At 47.5% G+C, this 23,486-nt stretch carries 18 protein-coding genes; all 18 read left to right on the forward strand.

All coding sequences use genetic code 11. The features are described from left to right. The first annotated feature begins 74 nt into the window (after positions 1 to 74). The 18 genes from ACFOEK_RS16880 to ACFOEK_RS16965 all read left to right on the forward strand — a co-directional run bounded on the left by ACFOEK_RS16880 (position 75) and on the right by ACFOEK_RS16965 (position 23,472). On the forward strand, positions 75 to 1,292 hold the full coding sequence (locus tag ACFOEK_RS16880) for a hypothetical protein (protein WP_386722642.1): 1,218 nt from the start codon (positions 75 to 77) through the stop codon (positions 1,290 to 1,292). Between the two features lie 530 nt (positions 1,293 to 1,822). After that, on the forward strand, positions 1,823 to 3,145 hold the full coding sequence (locus tag ACFOEK_RS16885) for a type VI secretion system protein TssA (RefSeq protein WP_386722643.1): 1,323 nt from the start codon (positions 1,823 to 1,825) through the stop codon (positions 3,143 to 3,145). Positions 3,146 to 3,238: 93 nt separating this feature from the next. Further along, positions 3,239 to 3,763 (forward strand): type VI secretion system tube protein Hcp, encoded by a 525-nt coding sequence (locus ACFOEK_RS16890; protein WP_386722644.1) that lies wholly within the window; start codon positions 3,239 to 3,241, stop codon positions 3,761 to 3,763. Positions 3,764 to 3,809: 46 nt separating this feature from the next. Further along, the gene (tssB, locus tag ACFOEK_RS16895) at positions 3,810 to 4,313 is read left to right on the forward strand and encodes a type VI secretion system contractile sheath small subunit (protein ID WP_386722645.1); all 504 of its coding nucleotides are present in this window, start codon (positions 3,810 to 3,812) and stop codon (positions 4,311 to 4,313) included. Next, a complete protein-coding gene (gene tssC / locus ACFOEK_RS16900; protein ID WP_386722646.1) occupies positions 4,313 to 5,791 on the forward strand; it encodes a type VI secretion system contractile sheath large subunit in 1,479 nt (492 codons plus the stop codon). The genes tssB and tssC overlap by 1 nt, the downstream gene beginning before the upstream one ends. 50 nt (positions 5,792 to 5,841) lie before the next feature. Continuing rightward, positions 5,842 to 7,275: a type VI secretion system contractile sheath domain-containing protein gene (locus ACFOEK_RS16905; protein WP_386722647.1), complete on the forward strand. Its 1,434-nt coding sequence runs from the start codon at positions 5,842 to 5,844 to the stop codon at positions 7,273 to 7,275. Position 7,276: 1 nt separating this feature from the next. After that, entirely contained in the window at positions 7,277 to 7,717 is a 441-nt protein-coding gene (gene tssE / locus ACFOEK_RS16910; RefSeq protein ID WP_386722648.1) for a type VI secretion system baseplate subunit TssE, read from the forward strand. Next, complete coding sequence (gene tssF / locus ACFOEK_RS16915; protein ID WP_386722649.1) at positions 7,710 to 9,503, forward strand: type VI secretion system baseplate subunit TssF; 1,794 nt, start codon at positions 7,710 to 7,712, stop codon at positions 9,501 to 9,503. The genes tssE and tssF overlap by 8 nt, the downstream gene beginning before the upstream one ends. Further along, positions 9,494 to 10,480, forward strand: a complete 987-nt coding sequence (locus ACFOEK_RS16920; protein WP_386722650.1) for a type VI secretion system baseplate subunit TssG — start codon at positions 9,494 to 9,496, stop codon at positions 10,478 to 10,480. Before tssF ends, ACFOEK_RS16920 begins: the two co-directional genes overlap by 10 nt. Before the next feature lie 12 nt (positions 10,481 to 10,492). Then, the gene (gene tssH / locus ACFOEK_RS16925; RefSeq protein WP_386722651.1) at positions 10,493 to 13,117 is read left to right on the forward strand and encodes a type VI secretion system ATPase TssH; all 2,625 of its coding nucleotides are present in this window, start codon (positions 10,493 to 10,495) and stop codon (positions 13,115 to 13,117) included. Between the two features lie 26 nt (positions 13,118 to 13,143). Further along, the gene (locus ACFOEK_RS16930; protein ID WP_386722652.1) at positions 13,144 to 13,866 is read left to right on the forward strand and encodes a transporter substrate-binding domain-containing protein; all 723 of its coding nucleotides are present in this window, start codon (positions 13,144 to 13,146) and stop codon (positions 13,864 to 13,866) included. Next, positions 13,863 to 14,888, forward strand: a complete 1,026-nt coding sequence (locus tag ACFOEK_RS16935; RefSeq protein ID WP_386722653.1) for a type VI secretion system-associated FHA domain protein — start codon at positions 13,863 to 13,865, stop codon at positions 14,886 to 14,888. The genes ACFOEK_RS16930 and ACFOEK_RS16935 overlap by 4 nt, the downstream gene beginning before the upstream one ends. Then, positions 14,885 to 15,400, forward strand: coding sequence for a type VI secretion system lipoprotein TssJ (gene tssJ, locus ACFOEK_RS16940; protein ID WP_386722654.1), 516 nt, complete (start codon positions 14,885 to 14,887; stop codon positions 15,398 to 15,400). The genes ACFOEK_RS16935 and tssJ overlap by 4 nt, the downstream gene beginning before the upstream one ends. A gap of 37 nt (positions 15,401 to 15,437) precedes the next feature. Beyond that, positions 15,438 to 16,763, forward strand: coding sequence for a type VI secretion system baseplate subunit TssK (gene tssK / locus ACFOEK_RS16945; protein WP_386722655.1), 1,326 nt, complete (start codon positions 15,438 to 15,440; stop codon positions 16,761 to 16,763). 4 nt (positions 16,764 to 16,767) lie between these two features. After that, positions 16,768 to 17,883: a type IVB secretion system protein IcmH/DotU gene (gene icmH / locus ACFOEK_RS16950; RefSeq protein ID WP_386722656.1), complete on the forward strand. Its 1,116-nt coding sequence runs from the start codon at positions 16,768 to 16,770 to the stop codon at positions 17,881 to 17,883. Positions 17,884 to 17,923: 40 nt separating this feature from the next. Then, positions 17,924 to 21,394, forward strand: a complete 3,471-nt coding sequence (gene tssM / locus ACFOEK_RS16955) for a type VI secretion system membrane subunit TssM (protein ID WP_386722657.1) — start codon at positions 17,924 to 17,926, stop codon at positions 21,392 to 21,394. Position 21,395: 1 nt separating this feature from the next. Next, a complete protein-coding gene (locus ACFOEK_RS16960; protein WP_386722658.1) occupies positions 21,396 to 22,271 on the forward strand; it encodes a protein kinase domain-containing protein in 876 nt (291 codons plus the stop codon). Beyond that, on the forward strand, positions 22,264 to 23,472 hold the full coding sequence (locus tag ACFOEK_RS16965; protein WP_386722659.1) for an ABC transporter substrate binding protein: 1,209 nt from the start codon (positions 22,264 to 22,266) through the stop codon (positions 23,470 to 23,472). The genes ACFOEK_RS16960 and ACFOEK_RS16965 overlap by 8 nt, the downstream gene beginning before the upstream one ends. Positions 23,473 to 23,486 lie beyond the last annotated feature (14 nt).

Below are 23,486 nucleotides of genomic sequence, written 5' to 3' on the forward strand. Positions count from 1 at the left end.
AGCTTCTCTTGCTCTATGCTATGGTTGCTTCACGGATAAATACTGATCAACTGATCAAGCTAAGGAATCAGCACATGTTTGCAACCAATAGACTTTCTGCCATCGCCGCAGCCATTTCGTTGGCGTTGGTATCTCAGACTGCCTTGTCGAACGATAAGTTCGATGCCGATCGATACGATAATAATTTTTCAGAACTGGATAAATCGGTCAGTTGCAGTGTTCAAAAACAAGACGCATTGACGCAACAAAATCAACAACTGCAACAGCGCACTGAGTTACTGGAAAACCAACTGGCGAACTTGCAAGGTAAGCTGTCGGAATTGCGCAAGCAAGGAAAGCAGGCGAGAGGCTTGTCGCAATCGCAAGCTCAGTTGGTGGAAGAGAATCAACGTCTCTCTGATGCACTGGACAACCTACGCATCAAGACCGATCAATATCTGTTGGTGTGCAATGACTTTAAGAACCGTTTGGATAAAACCACCGAACTGAACGACACCCTCAAAGACAACCTGTCGTTAAAAGATCAGCGCATTGCTCAGCTTGAACACGGTCAGGTGAGTGGGCGTGATTGTCCAGCGCAACCTGAATGCCCGTCAAATCCGCCGTCTTCAAACATTGGCGTTTACAGCGAAACACTTCAAGCCGGTATTGGTTCACACAGTTATCTGAAGTTAGATGGTGTCTATCGCCTTCATAACGATAAGCGTGCCGACGCGATTCTCTCCGTACGTAAGTTCTTGCCAATGCCGTTGGATAAGCCAACTTACATGAAGCTGGTGGGTGAAGGGTTCTCTGATGATAAGTGGAATTGGGACGTGCGAGCCGAAGCAGCCAAACATCTGATTCGTTTCCGCCCTCGTGACCTTTCTTCGGCAGACATAAAGGCATTATTGGTGTCATCTGTGAATGAAAAACGCAACGCAATCCTGCAACACTTGTTAGCGGGGGCTCAGTACCCAATGATGTTCGATGGGGCGTTGTCTCTGATCGCGGGCTATTACGACCAAACCGATTACGCCCAAGATCGTAAAGCCGAAGCCATTCAGATGCTGTCATTTTACCTGCCGCGTAACCTCAATCGTGATCAGGTATTTAAGTTACTCACCGGCTTGACCGGGAAGGCCCGCTCGAGTGCGTTAGAGAGCCTAACCTCTCGTATTAGCACCAACCTCACTCATGAAGACAAACAACGCTTATTGGACGGCTTCTACAGCCAAAGTGATGCTGGTAAGAAGCAGTGGAATCGTGGTTACGATGCCCTGTCACCGGAAAAGCGCAGTTTTGTGTTTTAAGGTGTTTTCTCAAAATATCAGTTTTTTATTATTAATAGCATGACATGACACGGGCTTCACATAGTCAATCAATATGTGGCTCGTGTGCTTGTTTATGATCTTTGAACTCAAAACAACGGTGCCAACCTTCCTTTTTCGATCTCCCAACGATGTGATTCATCACACGTAAGACTGCTGAACCACCAAAAAAGCAGTTTTTATCACCTCTTTATTCTCCTTCTGTTCATATCGTAACCAAAACGTATCCTTGACTTTTCTATAAACCGCTTTGTCATTCTCGTTCGTACACACTTTTCAGATATTGGCACAATCCTTACGTATTTCTTGCACATTTTGCTTTTAGTCTTATAGGTCGACGTAGAGCAAAACCGAAAAAACGCAAAGTAAAAACTGTCTGCAAGGTCTCATTTTACTTTGTTGCTGATGCGGGAATCTGGTCTAAGCTGAACTATTCAATTGATTCAATTTAGGTTGCATGCAATCCGTTTCAGCCTTCAGGGAAACAACAATAATTAATTAGGACGAGTTAATTGGAACATTTGATATCTCCTATCTCTGACGAGAGTTCGTGTGGTGAATATCTTAAAGACAACCGGACGGTGTACCGGGGTCTGAGAAACCACTTCAACATGGCGCAATCGTCATTTCGCCAGTTACTTGAAACCCCGGATGCTACTGCCGATGAAGAGCTATTAAAGCAAAACTCGGATAACTGGCATGAGCTGGCTTCCCAATGCGATCAAATTTTAAGTTCTACGTCCAAAGACGTTGAAGTGTTTTGCTGGTTCATTACAGCTCAAATGTTCACTAATGCGCCGATGGCTAATACCGCAAAAGCGCTGGACGTGTTTGCCCAAGTGGTTCAAAGCTTCTGGTCTGATCTTCAACCGATCCTTCCGGAGAAGAAGCTTAAGTCTGAAGATGACGCTGGACGAGCAAAGGAAATTACTGAGTTTCGAATTAAGCCATTACTGCAGTTAGTGGGTGAGACTGAAAACAGTGGTTTGCTGTACATGCCACTGCAGCTACAGAGTTTAATCGGGGACATTGATTTTGCTCGTTACGCTCATGCTGAACGCAGTGGTCAGTTGGCTACATTAAAAGCGGAAGCGACCAAAGCGTTAGCGTCAGATCGTCAAACCGTGACAGCCACCGTGGTAGCGCTGGGCGATATGCTTCAACACCTTGAAAGTATTGAGCGTTTTATTGCTGAAGAGTGCCAGAAGATAGGTGCGCAAGGGTTAAGTTTCCGTTTTGTTAAGAAGAACGTCGAGAGTCTTATCAATGCCATCAAATATTTGGTGGGTGATCAGTTAAATCCTTGGCCTCTGGATAAACATCAGCCAACGGCAGAACAACCTGTGGGTAATTCTGAGCCCAGTGAGGTTGTCAATCAGGATGCCGGTGAGCCTACTGGCGCTAACTCTAACAAGGTGGTCAATGTTGTCACCAACGGCGAGATCGTCAGTCGGGATCATGCCTTCAATGAATTACGCAAAGTCGCGGATTACTTCTTAAAGACCGAACCTCATAGCCCGGTGTACATGCTTATCGAACGAGCCATTCGCTGGGGCTATATGCCTTTGCCTGAGCTGTTGCAGGAATTGGTCGGTGATAACGATGCCGTGATGGGGCGAATTACCAACCTGGCGGGGCTGGAAAGTACCAATAAGACCGATATTCCTCAAGTAATGGTGAGTGCTCAGGCGGTAAGTCAGACGGCTTCTGGAGCAGTAGCCGATGCTGGTTCTGAAAATAGTGAGTCAGAAACAGCAAATACAACAAGTACCACAGCAAATGATTCAAGCAGTTCTTCGGAATCCGAAGGCAGTATTTCGAATTTCGAATGGTAGTTTCTTACATAAGAGCAACACGGCTTTGATTGTAAGTGAGTAAGTTTCTTTTAACACAGCAGTTGAAATTCTTATAAATATTTGGAGAAAAACATGGCTTCTATTTTTATGCGCATTGACGGAAAAGATGCAATCAAAGGTGCTGCAACTATTGGTGATATTGGTGGTAAGAAAGGGTTCTTCGCCATCGATACTGTTTCTTGGGGTGCCGTCCGTGGTGTGAGCGTGGATGTAGGTAATGCGAACAATGCTGATAAAGGCATGGTGGCATTAGGGGAAGTAAGCATCTCTCGTACCTCAGACGGTGCTAGCCCACACTTGACAACGTTCTTATTTTCACCGGGAACCGAAGGTCAAAAAATTGAAGTATTGATGACCAAACCGTCACGTGAAGGAAACGGCGTTGACCCTTACATGATTCTGACGCTTGAGAAGGCGCGTATGTCATCTTACGACGTGAGCTGTTCAGGTGGCGATACCCCACAAGAAGACTTCAATTTGACTTACACCAATCTGAGTATCACTTACTACTATGAAGGCGATGGCGGCAAGATTGAGAAGGGCGACACCATTAAATATGACACGCTCACTGCAAAACTAGAATCTAAAGCCAAGTAGTTACCAGGCTCAGTGAGTTTCTGAAGGTTAAACAGGAGAAGGGAATATGGCTCTTAATGCACAGCATAAAAGGGTAAGTAAAAACCGCGTTAGTATCACCTATGACGTAGAAACGAATGGCGCTGTAGAAACCAAAGAACTGCCGTTTGTTGTTGGCGTTATGGGTGACTATTCGGCTCATAAAGAAGACCGTGAAGAGTTGGAAGATCGTCAGTTCTACTCGGTCGACAAAGACAACTTTGATACGGTCATGAAGCGAGTTGGGCCTGAACTCAAACTGAAAGTTGAAAACACCCTGAGTGATGATGACAGTGAGATTGAAGTGAATCTTGACTTTAAATCCATGAAGGATTTCGAGCCGGATGCCATCGTCAGCAAGGTTGATGCCTTACAAAAACTGGCGGATACCCGTTCGCAGTTAAAGACCTTGTTATCCAAGGCGGATCGCTCCAGGGATTTGGAGAAACTGTTGAAAGAAGTTCTGCAGAGTGCGGACACCATCAATGCATTGTCTGGTGAGTTAGGTCTTAACACGGAGGGGGGTGAGTAATGAGTACTGAAGAGAATCAAGAAGCGCAGGTCGCAACTGAAGAAGGCACACTGAGCTTTCTGGATCGCGCCATTGAAGCCACTACCCAAACACCGGCCGACACCACCAAAGAGCTGTTTTCTGTATTAGCAGAACAGGCATTGAGAGGCACAGTGGTTTGGGACAAAAACCTGACCAAGACCATCGAAAACGCCATTGCTGAAATTGATAAACAGATGTCGAAACAGCTATCGGCGATTATCCAGAAAGACGACTTTAAAACCCTTGAAGGGTCATGGCGTGGTCTGCAGAAGTTGGTGAAAGAAAGTGAACTTGGTCCGAGCTTGAAAATTAAGCTAGTGGACTTCAATAAAGAAGAGCTGCTCGAACAGTTTGAAGACGCGCCAGCGGTAGATCGCAGCCCGTTGTTTGATGCCTTGTACCAAAAAGAATACGGCACCGCTGGTGGCGAGCCGTATGGCTTACTGGTGGGCGATTATAACTTCACTCAGAAAGACGAAGACGTTGCACTCTTGCGTTACATGGGCGAAACCGCCGCTGCCAGTCATGCACCCTTTATTGCAGCTGCTGCCCCGGAAATGTTCGAGTTTGACTCGTTCGAAACCTTTGATGAGGGCAAACCGGTGGCCGCTGGTTTTGACTCCCCAAGTTATGCGGCTTGGAATGCTTTTCGTGAAAGTGATGAAGCCCGTTACGTTACATTGACGTTGCCAAAAACGTTAGCGCGCCTTCCGTATGGGGCGAATGGTCTGGGTACCAATGCGTTTGATTTCGAAGAGCTTTCGGTAGACAGCGCGGGCAACCCTAAACCAAAAGACAACAGTGAGTTAGTGTTCTCTAACGCTGCTTACGAGCTGGGTCTGAAAATGACTCAGGCCTACACCCAGTTTGGCTGGTGTACCGCTATTCGAGGCATGGACAACGGCGGTAAAGTGGAAGCGCTGCCTAACCTGACCTACCTGTCGGATGCGGGGGATATTCAACAGCAATGTCCGACCGAAGTGAACCTAACCGATGAACGAGAAAAAGAGCTGAGTGATCTCGGTTTCTTACCGCTGGTTCATTACAAAAACACCAACTATGCGGTGTTTATCGGCAGTCAAACCACTCAAAAACCGAAAACCTTTACTGACCCGGATGCGACCAGTAATGCCGCTATTTCTGCGCGCTTACCTTACATCATGGCCAGTAGCCGAATCGCTCATTATCTGAAAGTGATGGGTCGAGACAAACTGGGTTCCAACCTGGAAGCACCGGACATTCAACGTGAACTGCAAGCCTGGATTGATCAATACACCAACTCAGGGGCGATTGGTAACGAAGAACGTTCTAAAACGCCGTTAGCGGAATCCGTGATCAGCGTGGTTGAGCAGCCAGGTAAACCGGGCGCTTACTCTGCGATTGCGCACTTACGTCCTTGGTTGCAAATGGAAGAATTAACCACATCGGTCCGTATGGTCGCGAAGATACCGGGTTAATTTAAGTTAAAAGGAAAATTGGCCGACTGAGGTCGGTCATTGGGTGATCTATGTTTGGTGAAAACTGGCAGCAAGAGTTCAATGATCTAACGCTGGAGCAAGGCGATGAAACAGCCTTACGTCAAGCGCTTGAATTATTGCGTCAGTTGGACCCAAGTGCCTTGGAAAGCGTGGATGCCTTTCGAAGCTTTGTCATTCGAAGCATTGCGCAGTTAGATCGACAATTATCTAAACAGCTTTCTGCGATTATTCAGAACGACGAGTTTGGTCGCTTGGAAGCCCGCTGGCGGAACCTGCATTCGCTGGTCAGTTTACCGGTTAATTACCGACGCATATTGGTGAAGCTGTTGGATGTTTCCTGGGCTGAGATGTCTAGGGATTTAAACAATGCCAACACCATTAATCGCAGTACGCTCTATAACTTTATCGGTAATAAAGAATTGAATACCCAAGGCGGCTTACCCTTTGGGTTAATCGTGATTGATCATTATGTCTCGGTCGATATGGGTTATGACGATGAGTTCGATGATCTGTTCACTCTGGAGTTGGTTGGAAGCTTAGGAAAGTTGTGTTTGTGTCCGTTCGTGATGGCGCCTTCCTCCGAGTTTTTTGGCGAGCTCGGTGCTGATTGGTTATCGGACATCAAACGGGTTGAGAAAATTTTAGACGGGCCAGATTATCAAGGCTGGCAACGCTTAAGAAAGCATCCTGAAGCGCGTTACATTGGTTTAGCCATGCCAAGAGTGAAGTTAAGAAGCCGTTATCAGGATTGCCGAATCGGTTTTATTTTTGATGAAGAGGATACGAGCTCTTCTAAAGTGCCTAGTGGCTTATGGGGCAGCGCGGCATTTGCGTTTGCCTCCATCGTTATTCGTGAATTTAACCGCTTGTGTTGGTTCGGGTTTTTAAAATCCCGCTGGCAGGATTTGTATCAAGGTGCGGTGATTAATCTACCACCATCCAATCTGGCGCGAGCCAAATCCGGTCATCTTCATTTGGTGTCGCCGGATCCGGAAGTGCGTTTGTTTGGCAATTTATCGACCTTCTATGCCAAGCAAGGATTTATCCCGCTATCCAAGAGTGCTCTGACGGATAAATATTATTTTACCAACAACAATTCGATATGGCGTTCCGGCCAAAGTGACGACGATAAAGTAATTGCGCAACTTCAAACCACACTTTTGGCCTGCCGTATTGCTCATTATTTGAAAGTACAAATTCGCAGCATGATTGGTAACTTCAGCACCGCCAGTGAATGTGAGTTGTTTTTGAATCAATGGCTCGATAACTATGCCGGAAATGTCGTCGGTGAGGATGATCAAATACTGTCGAAGTTCCCATTGCGTAAAGCCTCTGTTGAAGTGAAAGAGGTCGTAGGTGAGTTAGGCGTATTTACCAGCGAAGTGGTGTTACAGCCTCAATATCAGTTCGACCACTTTGCGGGAGAAATTGTATTGAGCACCGATTTAGGGAAGGCGAGTTGATATGATTTTCTGGCGCGCCTTTTTAGCAAAAAAGAGCTATGACGATCCTCGACAAGAGTTGATTGAATCGGTTCGCTATCACTTAACCCGCTTGCTTGAAACTGAAGCGCCGTTGGTGGCGTTATCACCGAAATTGGTGGAATGTGAAACGTCGAGTTTTCGCTTTGGTATTGAAAATATTCAAACCATCAGTAGCCAAATGGATAAGGATCAGTTTGCCAACCAAGTGGAAAACTGGATTAAAACCTTTGAGCCTCGGTTGTCCGAAGTGGTCACCGAGGTGTTTGAACGAAATGACGACAGCAATGCCATTGATTTTTCGCTGTCTGTGCGTCTGAACGACGAACGAATAGAAAACGAGAAAGAGAGGGAATTGTCTTTTGAATCAAGATTAAGCCTTGCTCATCAGCAAATCAGTATGGAGGAGCAAGACTTTGGCTGAGACATTAATGCGCTATTACGAGCGTGAACTGGCGTATATTCGAAAGGCATTGACCGGGTTTGCTCAACGACACCCGGAACAGGCGGCGAAACTTCAGGGCAAACACAATAACGCAGAAGACCCGAACATAACCCGTTTGCTGGATGGTATGGCGCTATTAACCGCTAAAACAGAGCTGCGTCTGGATGAGCAGTTCCCTGAAATTGTCGAAAGCCTGTTAACCATTCTGTATCCAGGCTATACCCAGATTTTGCCAAGCTATACCAATTTAACCTTGGCTCCCGATCCTGAGCAGTTACAAAAAAGCCTGACGTTACCGAAAGGTAATCAATTTGTGGTGGGCTCGGGTGATCAAAACGAATGTGTATTTACCACCGTTGCGGATTTGGAAATCCATCCGTTTGTGTTGTCAGGCGTTGACTGCGACGTGGCGCCCTTTACCTTTATTCTGCCGGAAGGGGTGGAAATCACCGATGCGGTGATTCATTTGACGCTGAGTTGTTGCGACCCTGATGCCCGCTTCGATCAGCTTTCGTTTAATGATTTTGAATTTTTTGTAAATGGCTTCGAGCAAAACGCGTCTACCTTGATCGAGTTGCTCTTGCAGGATACCGCGTCGATCACGGTTTCCAACAGTGATTTTACCGACTTCACGGTCATTGATACCGACCGTCTACAGTCCAGAATCAGTGATCCTGAATTTCAGTGGTTACCGCGTTACGGTAACCAATTTGAAGGCTTTGATGCGCTGCGCGATTACTTCACCTATTCGGATAAGGGCGCCTATTTCCGAATCAAAGAGCTTGGTAAAGAGATTGGTCAATATCGCACCAACAGTGTCGTGATCAGCTTATTCGTGAAACAGCTGCCGATTGAATTTCTTCGGTTATTCGATACCCATGTATTCCGCTTGTACACCGTACCGGCGGTGAATGTGTTCGAGCAAGTGGGTGAACCGATGAGCTACGACTTCACTAAGTTATCGGTGCCTGTGGTGGCGGACTCGTCTAACGACACTGACGTTGAAGTGGTGTCTGTTAAGAAAGTACAGGAAGTTAAGTCTGATGGCAGCCGGTTCATTCAGCCTCTTTACGGTGAGCGCTACCTGACGGCCGGTCAGTCCTCAAGCCCTTTACATTGGCAAGCTAACCAGCATTGGAATGAGCTTGGAAAGCTGTGTATGGATCTGTCCATCGGCGGGATTCAAGCCAATAACCTGACAGAAGAAGCGTTGGTGCTGGCGTTAGACTTGGTGTGTTGCAACGGTACCTCGCCTTGTTTGTTGGTGGCCGGTACGGAAGCCGAATGTTTGGCGAGGGTTGATTTACCTGGTTCAGTCACGCTACTGACCACACCTTCGGCGCCAGTGTATCCGGTATTGGATGAAACTCTGGGTTGGCGGTTTATTTCATTATTAAACACCAATTTCCATTCGCTGTTGCATACGGATAATCCAACGCAGGCGTTAAAAGAAGTGCTAACCCTGTGTTGTCCGAGCGAAAGCTGTCGACAAGCGGACGCGGTTCGCAGTGTCAGTTACTTACCTCAAGTGGCAGCCATGCAAGTGTGTGGGCACAACATCTTTGCATCCGGTACAGAAGTGGTGGTAACTCTGGATGCGAGTCTCTTAAATGGTCAGATTGCGTTATTTGCTCAGGTACTCAATGCCTTGTATCAGCAATTTTGCAGTTTTGATCGTTTTATCCAGGTCAGTGTTCACTGTTTTGGCAGTGATGATTCAAAAATGATTTTTCCTAGAGTGCACGGGAGCCAATTATGTCCCTAGCGCTTAAAAAACAACGCAAGCAGACGGTTGTTAAACAATTGATTCAGCAACCAGAACGGTTCGAATTTCAACAAGTGGTGCGCTTGCTACACGCGATGGGACGCACCGGTGAGATTCAATGGACTGCTGATGCGATGCCGCATGGCGGTGACGATCAGGTAATGGCGTTCGAAGCGTTAGGTACGGTCAATAAAATCACGGTATGCATGGAAGCGCTTTCCGGGGCGAGAGGTGTATTACCGGATTACCTCTACGAAGAGCTATTGGCAAGTTTGCATGATGAAGAAGCTGGCTTGCATGATTTTCTGGACATCTTTAATCACCGGTATTACCAGTTAATGCACCGGACTCAGGTGAATGAATCACTGGTGATTCGTGCCGAACAACAAACACGGAAAGGTGCCCGTGTTCAACAAAGTGCCACTGGAAACACCTGTCTGACGCAACTGTCTGCGCTGCCGGACACAACCGGAGATCGAACCGGCTTGTTGCGTTTCAGTATTCTCATGGGATTAAAAGTTCGAAGCATCAGCAGCTTACGACAGCTGTTGAGTGAGTACTTCCCGTACAAAATTCATATTGAAGTAACACCGGCGCGAAAACAGCGTTTAACGGCGTCATCGTTTACCCGTATTGGTGTGTCTCAGGCACAAAACAATCAGCTAGGTTTGGGGTTTTTGTTGGGTAAAGAATGCAGTTTGAACTTTCAGCAGCTGCAAATCTTAATTGAACCTGCTTCGCGTGAAGAATTTGTTCAATTGAAGAATGATCAGAATTTCTCTCAAACCATACACACATTGGTGCGCGCGTATTTACGCGAGTCAGCGGATGTTCTGTTTTATCTGTATGTAAAGCGGGCATTTCTTTCTTTGCCGGTTTTGTCTGCTAATGCCGCGACTGCGGTTCAATTGGGCGAAAGCAACTGCTTGGAGCCTCAGGCAAAGCCGGAAGAGTACCAGAAAATTCTTTTGAAATAGGATAGGGCTGTCATGTCGAATGTGAAGTTAGGGAACTTGGTTGGTAAATTGGATACAGGCTTGAAAGAAGCTCTGGAACAAGCCGCCGCTGCCGCGATGAATCAGCACGTGGCTGCTATTGAGATTGAGCATTGGTTGGTTCAGATACTCGCTTCTCAAGACAAACACTTGAGTCGCTTCATTGAGCAACAACACATCGACTCTGAGCGTCTGTTGGCCGAATTAACGACGGTATTAGATAAGCTCCCGAAAGGTGCGAATGGTCAGCCAATGTTAAGTGGCCCGTTAGCGGACGCTATGAAAGACAGTTGGTTGTTGGCCTCGGTCGATTTCGGGCATGGTCAGGTCGTCAGTTTGCACTTGTTGCTTTGTTTGCTGCAACCGGATGCCTTTGGTATGCGAGCGTTGAGTTTAGTGTCTCTCAGTGAGGTGTCTCTGGAGACACTCAAAGCTCAAATTGAGCAGTTGGGGTCTCTTGGGGTGACTCAGTCGGGCGCGGCTCCCGTTATGACGGACGGTGCCGGTGGCCCTGCGTCTGGGCAGGCATTGGCGAAGTATACCGTGAACCTAACCGAGCAAGCCCGTCAGGGTGAGATCGACCCTATTTCCGGCCGTAACGGTGAAATCCGTAAAGCCATTGATATTTTGTGCCGTAAACGTCAGAACAATCCGATTCTGGTGGGTGAACCGGGTGTTGGTAAGACCGCAGTGGTGGAAGGCTTGGCCTTACGCGTTGTGGCCAACGAAGTACCTGCGGTGTTGCAGGGCGTTGAAATTCATTCGTTGGATCTGGGCTTGCTGCAAGCAGGCGCGAGTATCAAAGGTGAGTTTGAAAATCGCTTAAAAGACGTCATTAACGAAGTTAAAAATTCACCGACCCCGATTATTGTGTTTATTGATGAGGCTCATACTCTGATTGGCGCAGGTGGTACAGCGGGCCAGAACGATGCCGCTAATTTGCTTAAGCCTGCACTGGCACGGGGTGAGTTTCGCTCTATCGCGGCAACCACTTGGGCGGAATACAAAAAATATTTTGAGAAAGACCCAGCGATGACTCGTCGTTTTCAGGTCATCAAAGTGGAAGAACCGACGCCTGAAGATGCAACCCAAATGTTGCGAGGCATTGCCGCGTCTCTGCGTGAACATCACGGTGTATATATTCGTGATGATGCCATTGATGCAGCTATTCAACTGTCCATTCGCTACCTTCCAAGCCGTCAATTACCAGATAAGGCGATCAGCTTGTTGGATACCGCCTGTGCCCGCATTGCGTTGACGCAGGGAGCGAAGCCGGAAGTCATCGAAGCCTTGGGTCAGAAAATCCGTTATCTGGAAAATGAACTGGCCACGCTAGAGCAGGAAAATGCCCAGTTCAGTCATGCCGATCCAGACATTGCTGAGTTGAAAGAACTGCTTGAGCAGGAAATCGAACGAAAAGCAGAACTTGATACGCGCTGGGAAGAAGAAGTCAAACTGGTCGATCAAATCAAAGAAACCCAGAGCAAGATTTCAGAGGATTACGGCACAGGTACTGTGAATGCTGAAGATCAGAAAACCCTTCAGGATTTATTAACGCAGCTTGAGACAATACAGGGTGATACTCCTTTGGTCCAAGCGATGGTCGATAAGCAAGCCATTGCAACCGTCATTTCTAATTGGACGGGCATTCCGGCAGGCAATATGGTCAGTGATGAAGTGTCCAAACTACTGAGCCTGGAAGAGAAGCTTCAGGATCGTGTGATTGGTCAGACCGTCGCAATTTCCGAGTTGGCGAAGAGCATCCGAATTTCCCGTGCGGGTCTGACGGATAGCCGTAAGCCTGTCGGTGTGTTTTTGATGTGTGGCCCAAGCGGCGTTGGTAAAACCGAAACGGCGATGGCGTTGGCAGATCTGGTCTATGGCGGCGGTGATAACTTGACGGTCATTAACATGACCGAATTTAAAGAAGAGCACAAAATTTCCATGTTGTTGGGTTCGCCTGCCGGATACGTGGGATTTGGTGAGGGTGGTGTGCTGACCGAGGCGATTCGTCGAAACCCTTACTCTGTGTTGTTGCTGGATGAAATGGAAAAAGCGCATCCAGGCGTACACGACTTGTTCTATCAGATTTTTGATAAAGGCAGCATCAAAGACAGTGAAGGCCGCTCCGTCGACTTCAGAAACACCATCATTATCATGACTTCCAACGCAGCGGATCAGGCCATTTGTGATTATTGTGACCAACACGGTGATCAACATGAGAGCCGTCCAGAGCACAGCGAACTGGTGGAACATATCCGCCCTGATCTTCAGACCTTCTTTAAACCGGCTTTCTTGGGGCGTGCCACGATTGTCCCTTATTACCCGCTGAACGACGAAGAACTGGCGAAGATTTCTGAAATCTCATTGAACCGGATTCGTAACAAGCTGAAAGAGCAGTATCAGGCCGAGTTTGTTTACGATCAGGCGCTGATTGATTACGTGGTGGCGTGTAATACCGACCCGACTACCGGTGGCCGAGCCATTGAGCAAATCATCAATCGTACTTTAATGCCGAGACTTGCCGAGCAATGCATTGTTCGACTCAGTGAAAGTTTACCTATTACTAAAGTTACGGCGTGCATCAAAAATGGTACGTGTGAGTTAGAGATTGAATGATCTGTGATGCCGGGAATTTAACATCCATGACCAGAAAGCGTGACCACCATTTATCGACGATAGTTCTCTCCGGCTTGTTGTTTCTATTGAGCAATACGAGTCTGGGGGCTGAACGCTTGTTGTTGGCGACTCAACTTTGGCCGCCTTATCAAACCTATGATCATGGAAATATGGGGGGTATCGCGGTGGAGCGTGTGCAGTGCGCATTACAACGTATGCAGCAGCCGTATCGCTTCACCATGACTCGTTGGGATAAGGCCCAGTTGTTGGTTGAAAGTAATCGTATGGACGGCTTTTTTACCGGTTCGAACAACGCGTCCCGTAACAAGTACGCGGTGATGTCGACCCCTGTGATTAATGAAGAACTGACTTGGTTTATGGCGCCGGACGTGACCCTTGATCCCGAAGAAGAGTCGGCCAAATATCAGGCACGCTACGGTGCAAAATTTAACAGTACTAAGTGGCTGTATCTTAAGAAAAATGGCTACAACGTTGTTAAAAAGCCCCGAGATGCAGATGTGTTGTTGCAGATGTTATGGCAAGGCGATTTGGATGTGGCACTTGAGTACACAGGCGTATTTGAGCACTCCATTAAAAAGTTGGGAATACCCATGGATTACTTCCAGCGAGCACACCACAGCAATAAAGACCTGGGCGTCCATTTTTCAAGACAGTTTTTAAAACTAAATCCAGCGTTTCTAAATACGTTTAATAGCGCAATGGAACGTTGTAAAAAGAGTTCACTATGACCATAAGCATTCAACTTGTTGAAGTGCCTGAAAACGAACAAGTGCTCACCCGTCAGGTCGCTTTTCCCAGTATGGGGGGCACCATTGGACGCGCTTTCGATTGTACTTTGGTATTGCCAGACTTTAGTCGTTTTCTATCGCGGGTCCACGCTGAAATAGTGCCCTGCGCTGATGGCTCCGGTGGTTATGAACTGATTAACCGAAGTGCGAATGGCTTAACCGTCAATGTACAACCGTTAAGTAAAGGAAAGCGTATTGCCCTGTTTGATGGGGATGTGATCAAACTGGGTGGCTATGTGTTGTTGGTCAGTGATCTGAATTCAGCGTTATCTAAACCTTCGCCTGTAAAAGCATCAGGTGAATCCAATCAGACGCCGCTATCCCAGCCATCAACAGAGCAACCAACAGAGTCGCCATTTAAGCATAACCTTGTAGATCAGGATGATTTTATGTCGCCGTTCGGCCAAGAAGAAACTTTAGTCAGTCCATCAATGAGTACGGAAGAGCAGTCCGTCGGTGAATTTTCGGTAGAGCATGTTCAGTCCGATGATCCGTTTGGAGATGATCCGTTTTCAGAAAATGACATGACCTTAAAAGAACCCAGGGACACACGAGCTGACATGCTGGATGACGATTTGAATATTCCGGTGTTGGAGGCTCAGTCATTAGCGCGTGAAACTTCGCCATCGTTACGTTCCAGAGAACAGCAAATGTTCCAGGAAAATCTCAAGTTATTAACCAAGCTGGTGGAACAACAAAAGCCTGCCCGAAGAGAAAACATTGGGCGAGAAAAACTGATGGCGTGTTTGCAAGTCACCTTGGATCGTTTTTTAGAAACGCTGACCCCTCAAACTCTGGAAGAAGAGTTTGATGATTATCTGTCGGGGTGGGGTTCTAAAGATAAAAAGTATTGGGATTTATATCGCAAGCAATTTAATCGCAAGCTGAAACAGGGGGACTTCCGTAGACAGTTCCTTGCCATGTTTGTGGAAGAGTTGCGGGAAAAGGATCAGCAATCGTGAACAGGCTATTGAATTTACTCATCACCAAAAGCGCCGTTAAGTCGGTGTTTCAGATGGCGATGTTCGCTGTCGTGGTGGCTCTTTCGGGGTGTTCTTCGAATGATCCAATTCCACTGATCGTCTCACATAAGGTGATTATTTCAGTGGGCGATGAAGTAAATCCTTACGGTGGTAATAAGTCGCATCCGATTGTGTTGCGGGTCTATCAACTGTCGGAGTCGGGCACCTTCCAAAAATCCGGGTTTATTGATCTATACCGCAAAGACATTGAGGTGTTGGGGGGCTCTCTGGTGGATGTCCATAACGTACCGCCTTTAGTGCCGGGAGAACAATATACACTGGCGTTGGATATTCATCGTCAGTCACAGTATCTGGCGGTGTTTGCCGAGTTTGCAAATTACGACAACGCCAAATCAAAAGCTGTCATTAAGTTACCTCAAGACAGTGAGGCGCAATTGGTTATTCGGGTAAGTGGCTTATCGGTTTCGATTACCGAAGCAACGGACGATTAATCAGGACAACGTCAGGAAGAGACAAGAGAGGAAGCCTTTGGAACTTGAGCATAAAATCGTTTGGAGTGAGGGGATGTTTATCGCCCCTCAACACTTCCAACAACAAGACCGTTATTTTCACGATTACATCAGCAAATATACGTCTGCTGCTGGTGCGGGTCGCAGTGTCGGCTTGACCGAGCTACAGATTGATTTGGAACGGTTAAAAATAGGCAAGATTGCGGTAAAAAGCTGCAGTGGTTTGTTTCCGGACGGTGGCTATTTTCAGTGTTCAAGAGAGGTGTTGTTGGATGTACCTTCAACCACGGTAGATAAGCGTATTTATCTGGCGTTACCGATTTCAGTTCAGGGTGAACCTGAATACGGTGATAAAGGCGAGCGCCATCGTTATACGCTGGATTCGGTCAGCTTGTATGACGCATGCGATGCTACCAGCCGGGCCATCGACGCCAGCGTTTCGAAAATCAATATTGAATTGCTGATCGAAGGCGATGATATGACCGGCATGACCGTATTGCCGATTGCCCGCGTGCTGGAATGCCGCGAAGACGGCAGTGTCATTCTTGATCAACGATTCATTCCGGCGTGTCGCCATTATGGCGCGTCGACCTTCATTACCGAGCGTCTTAAAGAAATGCAGGTGCTGTTGTTGAGCCGCGCCAATATGGTGGTGAAGCGCATCAAAGCCGGTCAAAAGCATCAAAGTGAACACAGTTTGTTGCGTGATTATTTGCTTTTACAAACATTAAACCGATATGTCCCTTGGTTTAAGTTAACCCTGGAAAATACCTCAGTGCCCACCGAAGAAGTCTATGAGCAGTTATCGACGCTGTCGGCGGAGTTATGCAGCCACCAGCCATCGGTGGCAGACGATATGGAGTCCTTTCAGATTTCAAACATGCACCCGGCCTTTAACCAAGTGTTTTCAAGGCTACGTGAGCAGCTATCGCTGACACAAAATGACAGTGTTATGGAGTTTAAGTGGGATACCTCGTTATTCCAGAAACGTCGTTTGTTAAGGGTGGCGATTCAGGATGTGGCGGTACTGACCAACAGCCGCTTTATTTTGTGTGTGGAATCGAGCATGGGCTCGATGATGCTGGCTCAGCGTTTCCCGGAAGCCTGTAAGTTAAGTGCCAACAGCCAGATCGCCGAAGTGGTGCGCAACAGTTTGTCAGGCGTGACTCTAACGCCGTTATCGGTGGCGCCGAGCGAGTTAAAACCGAAGTCGGATGTCACCTATTTTGAGATCGATACGCATCACCCGTACTGGAAAGACATTGTTGATCGACGTGAAGCCATTGCTCTGCACGTCGACCTGAGCATTCCTGATCTTGAACTAACCTTGTACGCATTGGGGTAGGGATATGAGTTCGGATTTTCTGGATGAAGATACCATTGTTTATGACCAAAACGGCGATCCGGTTGGGCAGTCATCGCCTCAGAATCGTTCTACGGTCAGGCCCGATCCGGTTGCCGGTCAAGCCAAGCCCAGATCAGAGGCCAGGCCGGACACTTCGTTCGCTGGATTCAGTGCGGATCAGTTTGCCTCGGAAGACTTCAATAGTGATGTAAATGACGACTTTGCCCAGTCTCACTATCGTCCTACCGACAGCATTCGCATTCTGCTGGAAGGCAACGATGCGCTAAAGAACCAAATGAGAAACACCCAGGCACTGCAACACTATGGTCACAGCAAGAATAAGTTGCTGAACGCCTGTGCTGAAATGTTATCGATGTGTGTGGTGGTGACTCGAATACCGAAACCGGACGATTTACATCAACATCAGCAGGTACTTAAGGGCGCGATCAGCGACCTTAAACAGCGGATTGCGGCGCTGGATTACCCGCCATCGGTGGCTGATAAAACCTGCTTTTTGTTTTGTGTGGTGTTAGATGAATTCATCATGCATTGCGAATGGGGAGAGGACAGCGGTTGGGAAAACCATACCTTGCTCAGTGAATTGTTTGGTATGCGTAATGGCGGTGAGCAGTTTTTCCAGGTAACGGAAAAGGCGTTGCGCCAGCCAAATCAACTGATGGACTGGCTAGAGCTGGTGTATATCTTCTTAAAAATGGGGTTTCGGGGGCAATACCGTCTTCGGGGACGGGAAAAGCTCGATGCTTTGATGCATCAGTTAGAGCAGCTGTTGAACCCTTATCGTAAAGCCGAATCCATGGCGCCGGTTGCTCCGTTGGAATTGCCTTCTGTGCGTAAACCGCATCGCAGAGCTCGTTTCGGAGGCCAATTGTTGGTGTTCTTCGTCGCGATAGGTCTGATTTGGGGCGGTGCGTCATTCTGGTATCAGAATACCCTGGAACAACGGGCTCGCAGTTTCATTACCTTACCTAAATTCAGCGCCAACTATTTTGATGTCGGCCACGATACTGAATTCATCTATGACAGTACTGAAGAAGAAATGGAACGAGCGGAAAGGTTGTATGGCAAGCCGACAGAACAGCGCAATGATGCTGATGAATAATAGAAAAAATGACTCCCAATGGAAGGCTGGGCTCTGATTGATGAAGCGTTCAAAAATTGAAATAGTACTCTATGTCGTGCTTGCCTTGGTGCTGGCTGGGCTGTGTTGGTGGGCGTCAAACCTACTTGGCTGGTGGTTCTGGTCAAATACGTTGGAATTGGCTGTCAGTGGTTTGCTCTCTCTATTGTTGGGTGGCTTGGTGACGTGGTGTATTGCTTGGGGCATGAGTAAGGTCGCCGGTAAATCTAAGTCGGATGAACAGACTCAACGAGATAAAGACAAGCTGGATCAAATGTTGAGTGTGATCGAAAGCGATTTTCATCAACTTTGGCAACAAAGCCAGCGACACAAAGGAAAAAACAAATACGGCTTAATGCCTTGGTATTTCTTGTTGAATGAGCAACCTCAACAAGATGAAGTGTTGCTGAATCAAATGGGCTTTCAGATCGTTCAGCAGGACAAACTGAATTTGCCGATCACCTTCTGGGTCAGTGATTTTGCCATTGTCGTGGGGACGCACACCCGAGCTTGTTCTGACGTTGAGCTGGAAGCCTGTTTAGAGCTTGTACTGAAGTTGCTGAATCGCTATCGCCCAAGACAAGCGGCCAATGGCGTGCTGTTTACTTTGCCGGCAGCCAACTTATTGAATCTGAATAATGAAGAAGTCAGCACCAAAGCCAAAGAGCAACGCAATCTTCTGAACCGTCTGAACAAAGCCTTTGGTTTGAACTTGCCGGTGTATAGCGTCTTTACTGACATGGTCGAATTAGCCGATTTTTGTCAGTTCTTTTCTGTCATTGATGAACAAAAACTGGAACAGCCGTTTGGCGCTATGATGCCAGTGGCGGAGTCGACGGGTTATCAAGCGGAGTGGTTTAGTGATTCATTTGATCAGCTGCAAGATACGCTGTCGTCTCAGGTCTATTCGTTTTTACGTTTGCAGCTAAATACCGACTATCGCAAATCGATTCTGGTCGCACCGTATCAGTTCGGATTGTTGAAGACCGAAATCGAGTACTACTTTCAACAACTGTTCTTGGAAGAGCACTTTTCAACGGCTTTGAATTTCCGAGGCTATTACTTTGTGAATGCCAGCCGTGAAGGGATACCGGTGGATCGCCTTTCAATGTTGTTGGCGTCTCGGCTGGGCAATCAAACGGTTTCCGCAAGCAGCAGTGTGGTGTCTCATGGCAGCATGTTTGCGAAGAAGCTGTTCAGTCAGGACATCGTGCGTGAAGCCGGTCTGGTTGGAGTTAATGGTCGGCGTGAAAACTTATACACGCTGCTACGGTTTGGTGTCAGCGGCAGTTTAGCGATGACACTGGCCGGGTTTGTGTGGTTGTTGTGGGCAAACTTCGAGTATTACCAAGGGCTGGATGCTCAGGCGCTGAACCGGCTCGACAGCTATAAGAGCTCGATTACGGAAGGCAAGTTTAAGAGTGAGGACTTGCAAACAACGATCTTCAGCTTGTCCGAATTGCGGGACATTGCCCATGTCTATGATCAGCCTAAACCTTGGTATGTGGTGTCCTGGTTGCCTGATCCAAGCATTGCACAAGCGGTGGATCAGGCGTATCGCTCTGAGTTACAAAATATTCTATTGATTGCTCTTCGTGACTACCTGCGCAATGACCTGTATATCTACAACAAGCTAGGCAACAAAGTTGAAACGCTGGTGTTGTTTAACTTGCATCAGTTGTTGAACGATCATCAACGCGCGACCATTGAACCTCTAGTGAATTATTACCTCGGATCACTTCGTGAAGAAGGCGAGAGCGATGGCCCAACGTTAATACGTTTTAAAGAGTTAATTGAAGACTTGCTGAAAACCGGCGTGGTGCCACCAGAAGGTGATCAGGCGCTGATACAAGTGGTGCAAGAGTCGTTGTCGAATGAGAACGTCAGTGATCTGATGTATCAACACATCTTGGAACAACCGCCGTTTAATCGCCGTGTGGATTTACGGCCACAGCTGGGCAGTAGCTTTACCGAAGTTTTCCGCTTTAAAGATGGCTTCAGTGGCTATTTGGCGCCGTACATTTTCACCCGTGAAGGGTTTGAAGCCTTGATGTTGGATACCGATTTCCTGTTGGTTGAGAAAGCGCTCAAGGCTTATGAAAACATGGCCGGCAGCTCAGTCAGTAAGGCCGAGCTGAGCCGCATCACCCGCCAACTTAAGCGTCGCTATGTGGAAGAATACATTGCCTACTGGAAAACCTTCGCAGACAACATTGAAAGTGTAAACGTTTACAGCTGGAATGCCTTGTCTGAGCAACTCACCGCTACCGTTGACCCTGTGTCCTCGCCGGTGCGAAGTGTCTACGAAATGATTACCTTTAACACCCAACTGACCTCTGTGTTCGAGAGTGCTGAAACTAACAAGGCATTAGCGGCTCAGGTGGTGTCGGACAATATTGATGTGGCGAGTTTGTCCGAGAGCTTACCAGAAGGCGTGCTAGATAAAAGCGAATCCATCCTGGCGCAGAAACAACAAGACAAAGTCAAAGTCGCTAACACCATCAGTCAGCCTTTTAAGTATTACCATCAACTGATTGAAGCCGATAAGGCCGGTCAAAGCGCCTTGGATAAATTGATCCAGCATTTGGCCAGCTCGGCGGAGTGGGTAAAACGGGCAATGTTAAGTGAGGATCGCGGTAAGTTCTTCTTTAAGCAGTTGTCAGAGGCTGGCAATAACAACCCTCTCGCCCAGTTACAGAGCCTGTCGGATTACGACTACGATGTTCTGCTGCAAGGCATAACACTCTCTGTGGCAGAGCGCACCAATCAGTTTGCCATGGAAGATGTAAGAACTTATCTGAATAAGCGTTGGCAGGATCAGGTGGTTCGTTTTTACAGCAATAACATTCGTGCTTTGTACCCGTTTAATGCTAAGGAAAAATCGGGTGTAAATCTCAATGATTTCAAAACCTTCTTTGGGCCTCAGGGTACTTTGGAACGCTTTTCCAATACCTATCTGGGCAGTTTTGAGACACGAGACAATGGCTCTCCGGTTCAAAAATCTTTCTTACCTGGTGTCACTTTCGAACTGGCTTCGGGCTTTTGGAAAGCACAAGCCGATGCGCATCGTATTCAAAAAGCCTTATTCGAAGCAGACAACTTTACGGTCGATTTCACTCTGAAAACACAAAGTATGAGTTCCGGGCTGACGGAGTTCTCGATTCGAAGCGATACGCCATTGTTTGTTTATCGACATGGTCCGGCGTTCTGGACTCGCATGACCTGGCCTTTGGCAGAAACGCAAAGCAGAACCTTGGATGTCTGGTTAAAGAACAATGAAAGTACGCTGAGTAGTCAGTCGTATCAAGGCGATTGGAGCTGGTTCCGTTTGGCGGAAGCGATGGATGGCAAGTTAACCCGAGAGAAGAACATCAGTGCTTTAATCACTAAAAAGGATGGTCAATACATTGAGCTGCAGTTGCAGGTGGAAGGCGAAGTGAATCCATTTGTGAAAGGCTTCTTCAATCGCTTCCGGTTGCCGGAGTCTATCTAGCATGACTGCACTCATAGAGGTTCGTAATGCTTTGATCTCAGAGACTACTGGTTTGGCTCATGAAGAGGCGTTTGCGGAGTATCAGTCGTTACCACTTCCAATCGGTAAAGGGGTGTGGCGCTGGTGGCATATACCTTCGCAGCAGTGGCATTGCATCAAGGTACGCAGCGATAAGAGCGGGCGCTATTTGCTAGACCATGAATGTGAGGTTCTGGCTCAGATACAGCAGCCTTGCGCTCCGCAGTTGATTCAAAAAATAGTAACCCCGCATCAGACGATCATGATTACCCGTTACGTTGAGGGCAACACCTTGGCTGCGGTTATTCGACGCAAAGGACCGGGCTTCCAAGGTCATCAGCAGGTGATGATGCACTTGGTCGATGCTTTGGTGGAATGCCACAAGTCGCACATCGTTCATGGCGATATCAAACCGAATAATCTGATTCTTGCTGTTGGTGATGCTAGCGGTGTTGGGAATGGTGTGGGTAATGGTGATAGCGATGATTGTGATAGCACCGTCCGGCTGATCGACTTTGGCCATGCAATGGCGGTGGGTAGTAACTTGAGCCAGCTTTCTTACCGGGGCTTTAGCCCGTCGTATTCACATCCTTCACTCAAACAGGGGCGTATTCGAGTTACACCGGATCTTGATTGGTACGCCTTTTTCGTGGTGATGCATGTGACTTGCCATGGAACATTACCGACGTTGAATTGGGCTTCGGAGCAGCCTTTGATTGATGGCTTTTTGTCCATGATCCAAGGCAGTGGACTGCCAACATTCTATCAACGCTATCTGAGTCAACGACTGGCTGATCTGGATCTGTCGGTTAGTCATGAATTGGGTTTAAACAAACACAGGAATCAATGTAGTGAGTAATTGGGTTGTTCTAAACATCATGCTCAGAGCCTGCAGGCAGAGTGTCAGTGCGCTACTCGTTAGCCTTGCGTTATGCAGCATAACGGTATCCGTGCAGGCGGCAGATCGGGATATAAGTTGGTTGACGTTTTCAGAGGTTAATCATAAGCACTGGCGATCAAGCTTCGACATCATGGATTCCTCCAAGCTCTTGGTTACCCCCAAAGGGCAATCGCCGAGTGATGATTTGCATAAAATTCTGGTGGTTGTGGCCAAAAAATCCGGCAGTTATAAGTTGGCGATGAACCGATTGCTTGAGGTGTTTCATCAAGAACGGTTTCTGTCCGAGTTTGAAGTCATCAACATTAATCGTGACGAGATTGTTGGTCGACAATTATTGAACGATGCTCAGCAACGAGGCTTTGATCTGGTCTTCACCATGGGGTCGGAAGCGGCGGCGTTGGTGCATCGTTATTATAAAAACGGCCCCTTGCCCGTCGTAACATCCATCAATAAAGACCCGGTGACCTTAGGTCAGGTTAGCTCGTATAAAGAAGGCACAGGCACCAACATCGCAACCACAACACTGAATGTGCCCATCGATATACAACTGAATTATTTGTTCGAATTGAATCCAGAGTTGAAACATGTGGCCTTGCTTTACAACAAGAATCACACACAAGTGGTGAAGACCGAGGTATTGCCGTTTCGCCGAGCAATGGAAGCACAAGGCATTCGGGTGATCGATGTCACGGTGAACAGCAGAGAAGAGGCCAGAGCACAGTTATCCGAAGGCTTACCTGAAACGGTGAGAACACTGGAAAAACTTGATCCAACGTTAAAACACAGCTTGATGTGGATGACCAGCAGCACCGCCATTTTCTCCAACCTGGATATGGTCAGTGAGTTATCCAATGGCATTCCCATTGTATCAACTAACCCCAATGCGGTGAGAGAAGGGCGTCAAAGTGCGGCCGTCGCCATTGGTATTGATCGCAGAAATAACGCGCACTTGGCGGCAGTGTATGCGTTACGTATTTTGCGAGATGGCGTTGATCCTGGGAGTCTGGAAGTGGGGGTGGTTACTCCTCCGGATATTGCTCTGAATTTTTTAGTGGCCAGGGAGTTGGATTTAAAAGTGCCGTTTACCTTCTTGGAAGGCGCGGATTTTGTGTATGGCTATCGGGGTGAGTTGGTTCGGTCATTTGGCCAAAACCTCTGATACATCCAGTAATA

Source organism: Litoribrevibacter euphylliae (assembly GCF_042646085.1).
Classification (GTDB): Bacteria; Pseudomonadota; Gammaproteobacteria; order Pseudomonadales; family Litoribrevibacteraceae; genus Litoribrevibacter; species Litoribrevibacter euphylliae.

Coding starts and splice junctions, on each gene's coding strand:
- ACFOEK_RS16880 (WP_386722642.1), top strand. CDS start 75: ATGTTTGCAACCAATAGACTTTCTGCCATCGCCGCAGCCATTTCGTTG.
- ACFOEK_RS16890 (WP_386722644.1), top strand. CDS start 3,239: ATGGCTTCTATTTTTATGCGCATTGACGGAAAAGATGCAATCAAAGGT.
- tssB (WP_386722645.1), top strand. CDS start 3,810: ATGGCTCTTAATGCACAGCATAAAAGGGTAAGTAAAAACCGCGTTAGT.
- tssC (WP_386722646.1), top strand. CDS start 4,313: ATGAGTACTGAAGAGAATCAAGAAGCGCAGGTCGCAACTGAAGAAGGC.
- ACFOEK_RS16905 (WP_386722647.1), top strand. CDS start 5,842: ATGTTTGGTGAAAACTGGCAGCAAGAGTTCAATGATCTAACGCTGGAG.
- tssE (WP_386722648.1), top strand. CDS start 7,277: ATGATTTTCTGGCGCGCCTTTTTAGCAAAAAAGAGCTATGACGATCCT.
- ACFOEK_RS16920 (WP_386722650.1), top strand. CDS start 9,494: ATGTCCCTAGCGCTTAAAAAACAACGCAAGCAGACGGTTGTTAAACAA.
- tssH (WP_386722651.1), top strand. CDS start 10,493: ATGTCGAATGTGAAGTTAGGGAACTTGGTTGGTAAATTGGATACAGGC.
- ACFOEK_RS16930 (WP_386722652.1), top strand. CDS start 13,144: ATGACCAGAAAGCGTGACCACCATTTATCGACGATAGTTCTCTCCGGC.
- ACFOEK_RS16935 (WP_386722653.1), top strand. CDS start 13,863: ATGACCATAAGCATTCAACTTGTTGAAGTGCCTGAAAACGAACAAGTG.
- icmH (WP_386722656.1), top strand. CDS start 16,768: ATGAGTTCGGATTTTCTGGATGAAGATACCATTGTTTATGACCAAAAC.
- tssM (WP_386722657.1), top strand. CDS start 17,924: ATGAAGCGTTCAAAAATTGAAATAGTACTCTATGTCGTGCTTGCCTTG.
- ACFOEK_RS16960 (WP_386722658.1), top strand. CDS start 21,396: ATGACTGCACTCATAGAGGTTCGTAATGCTTTGATCTCAGAGACTACT.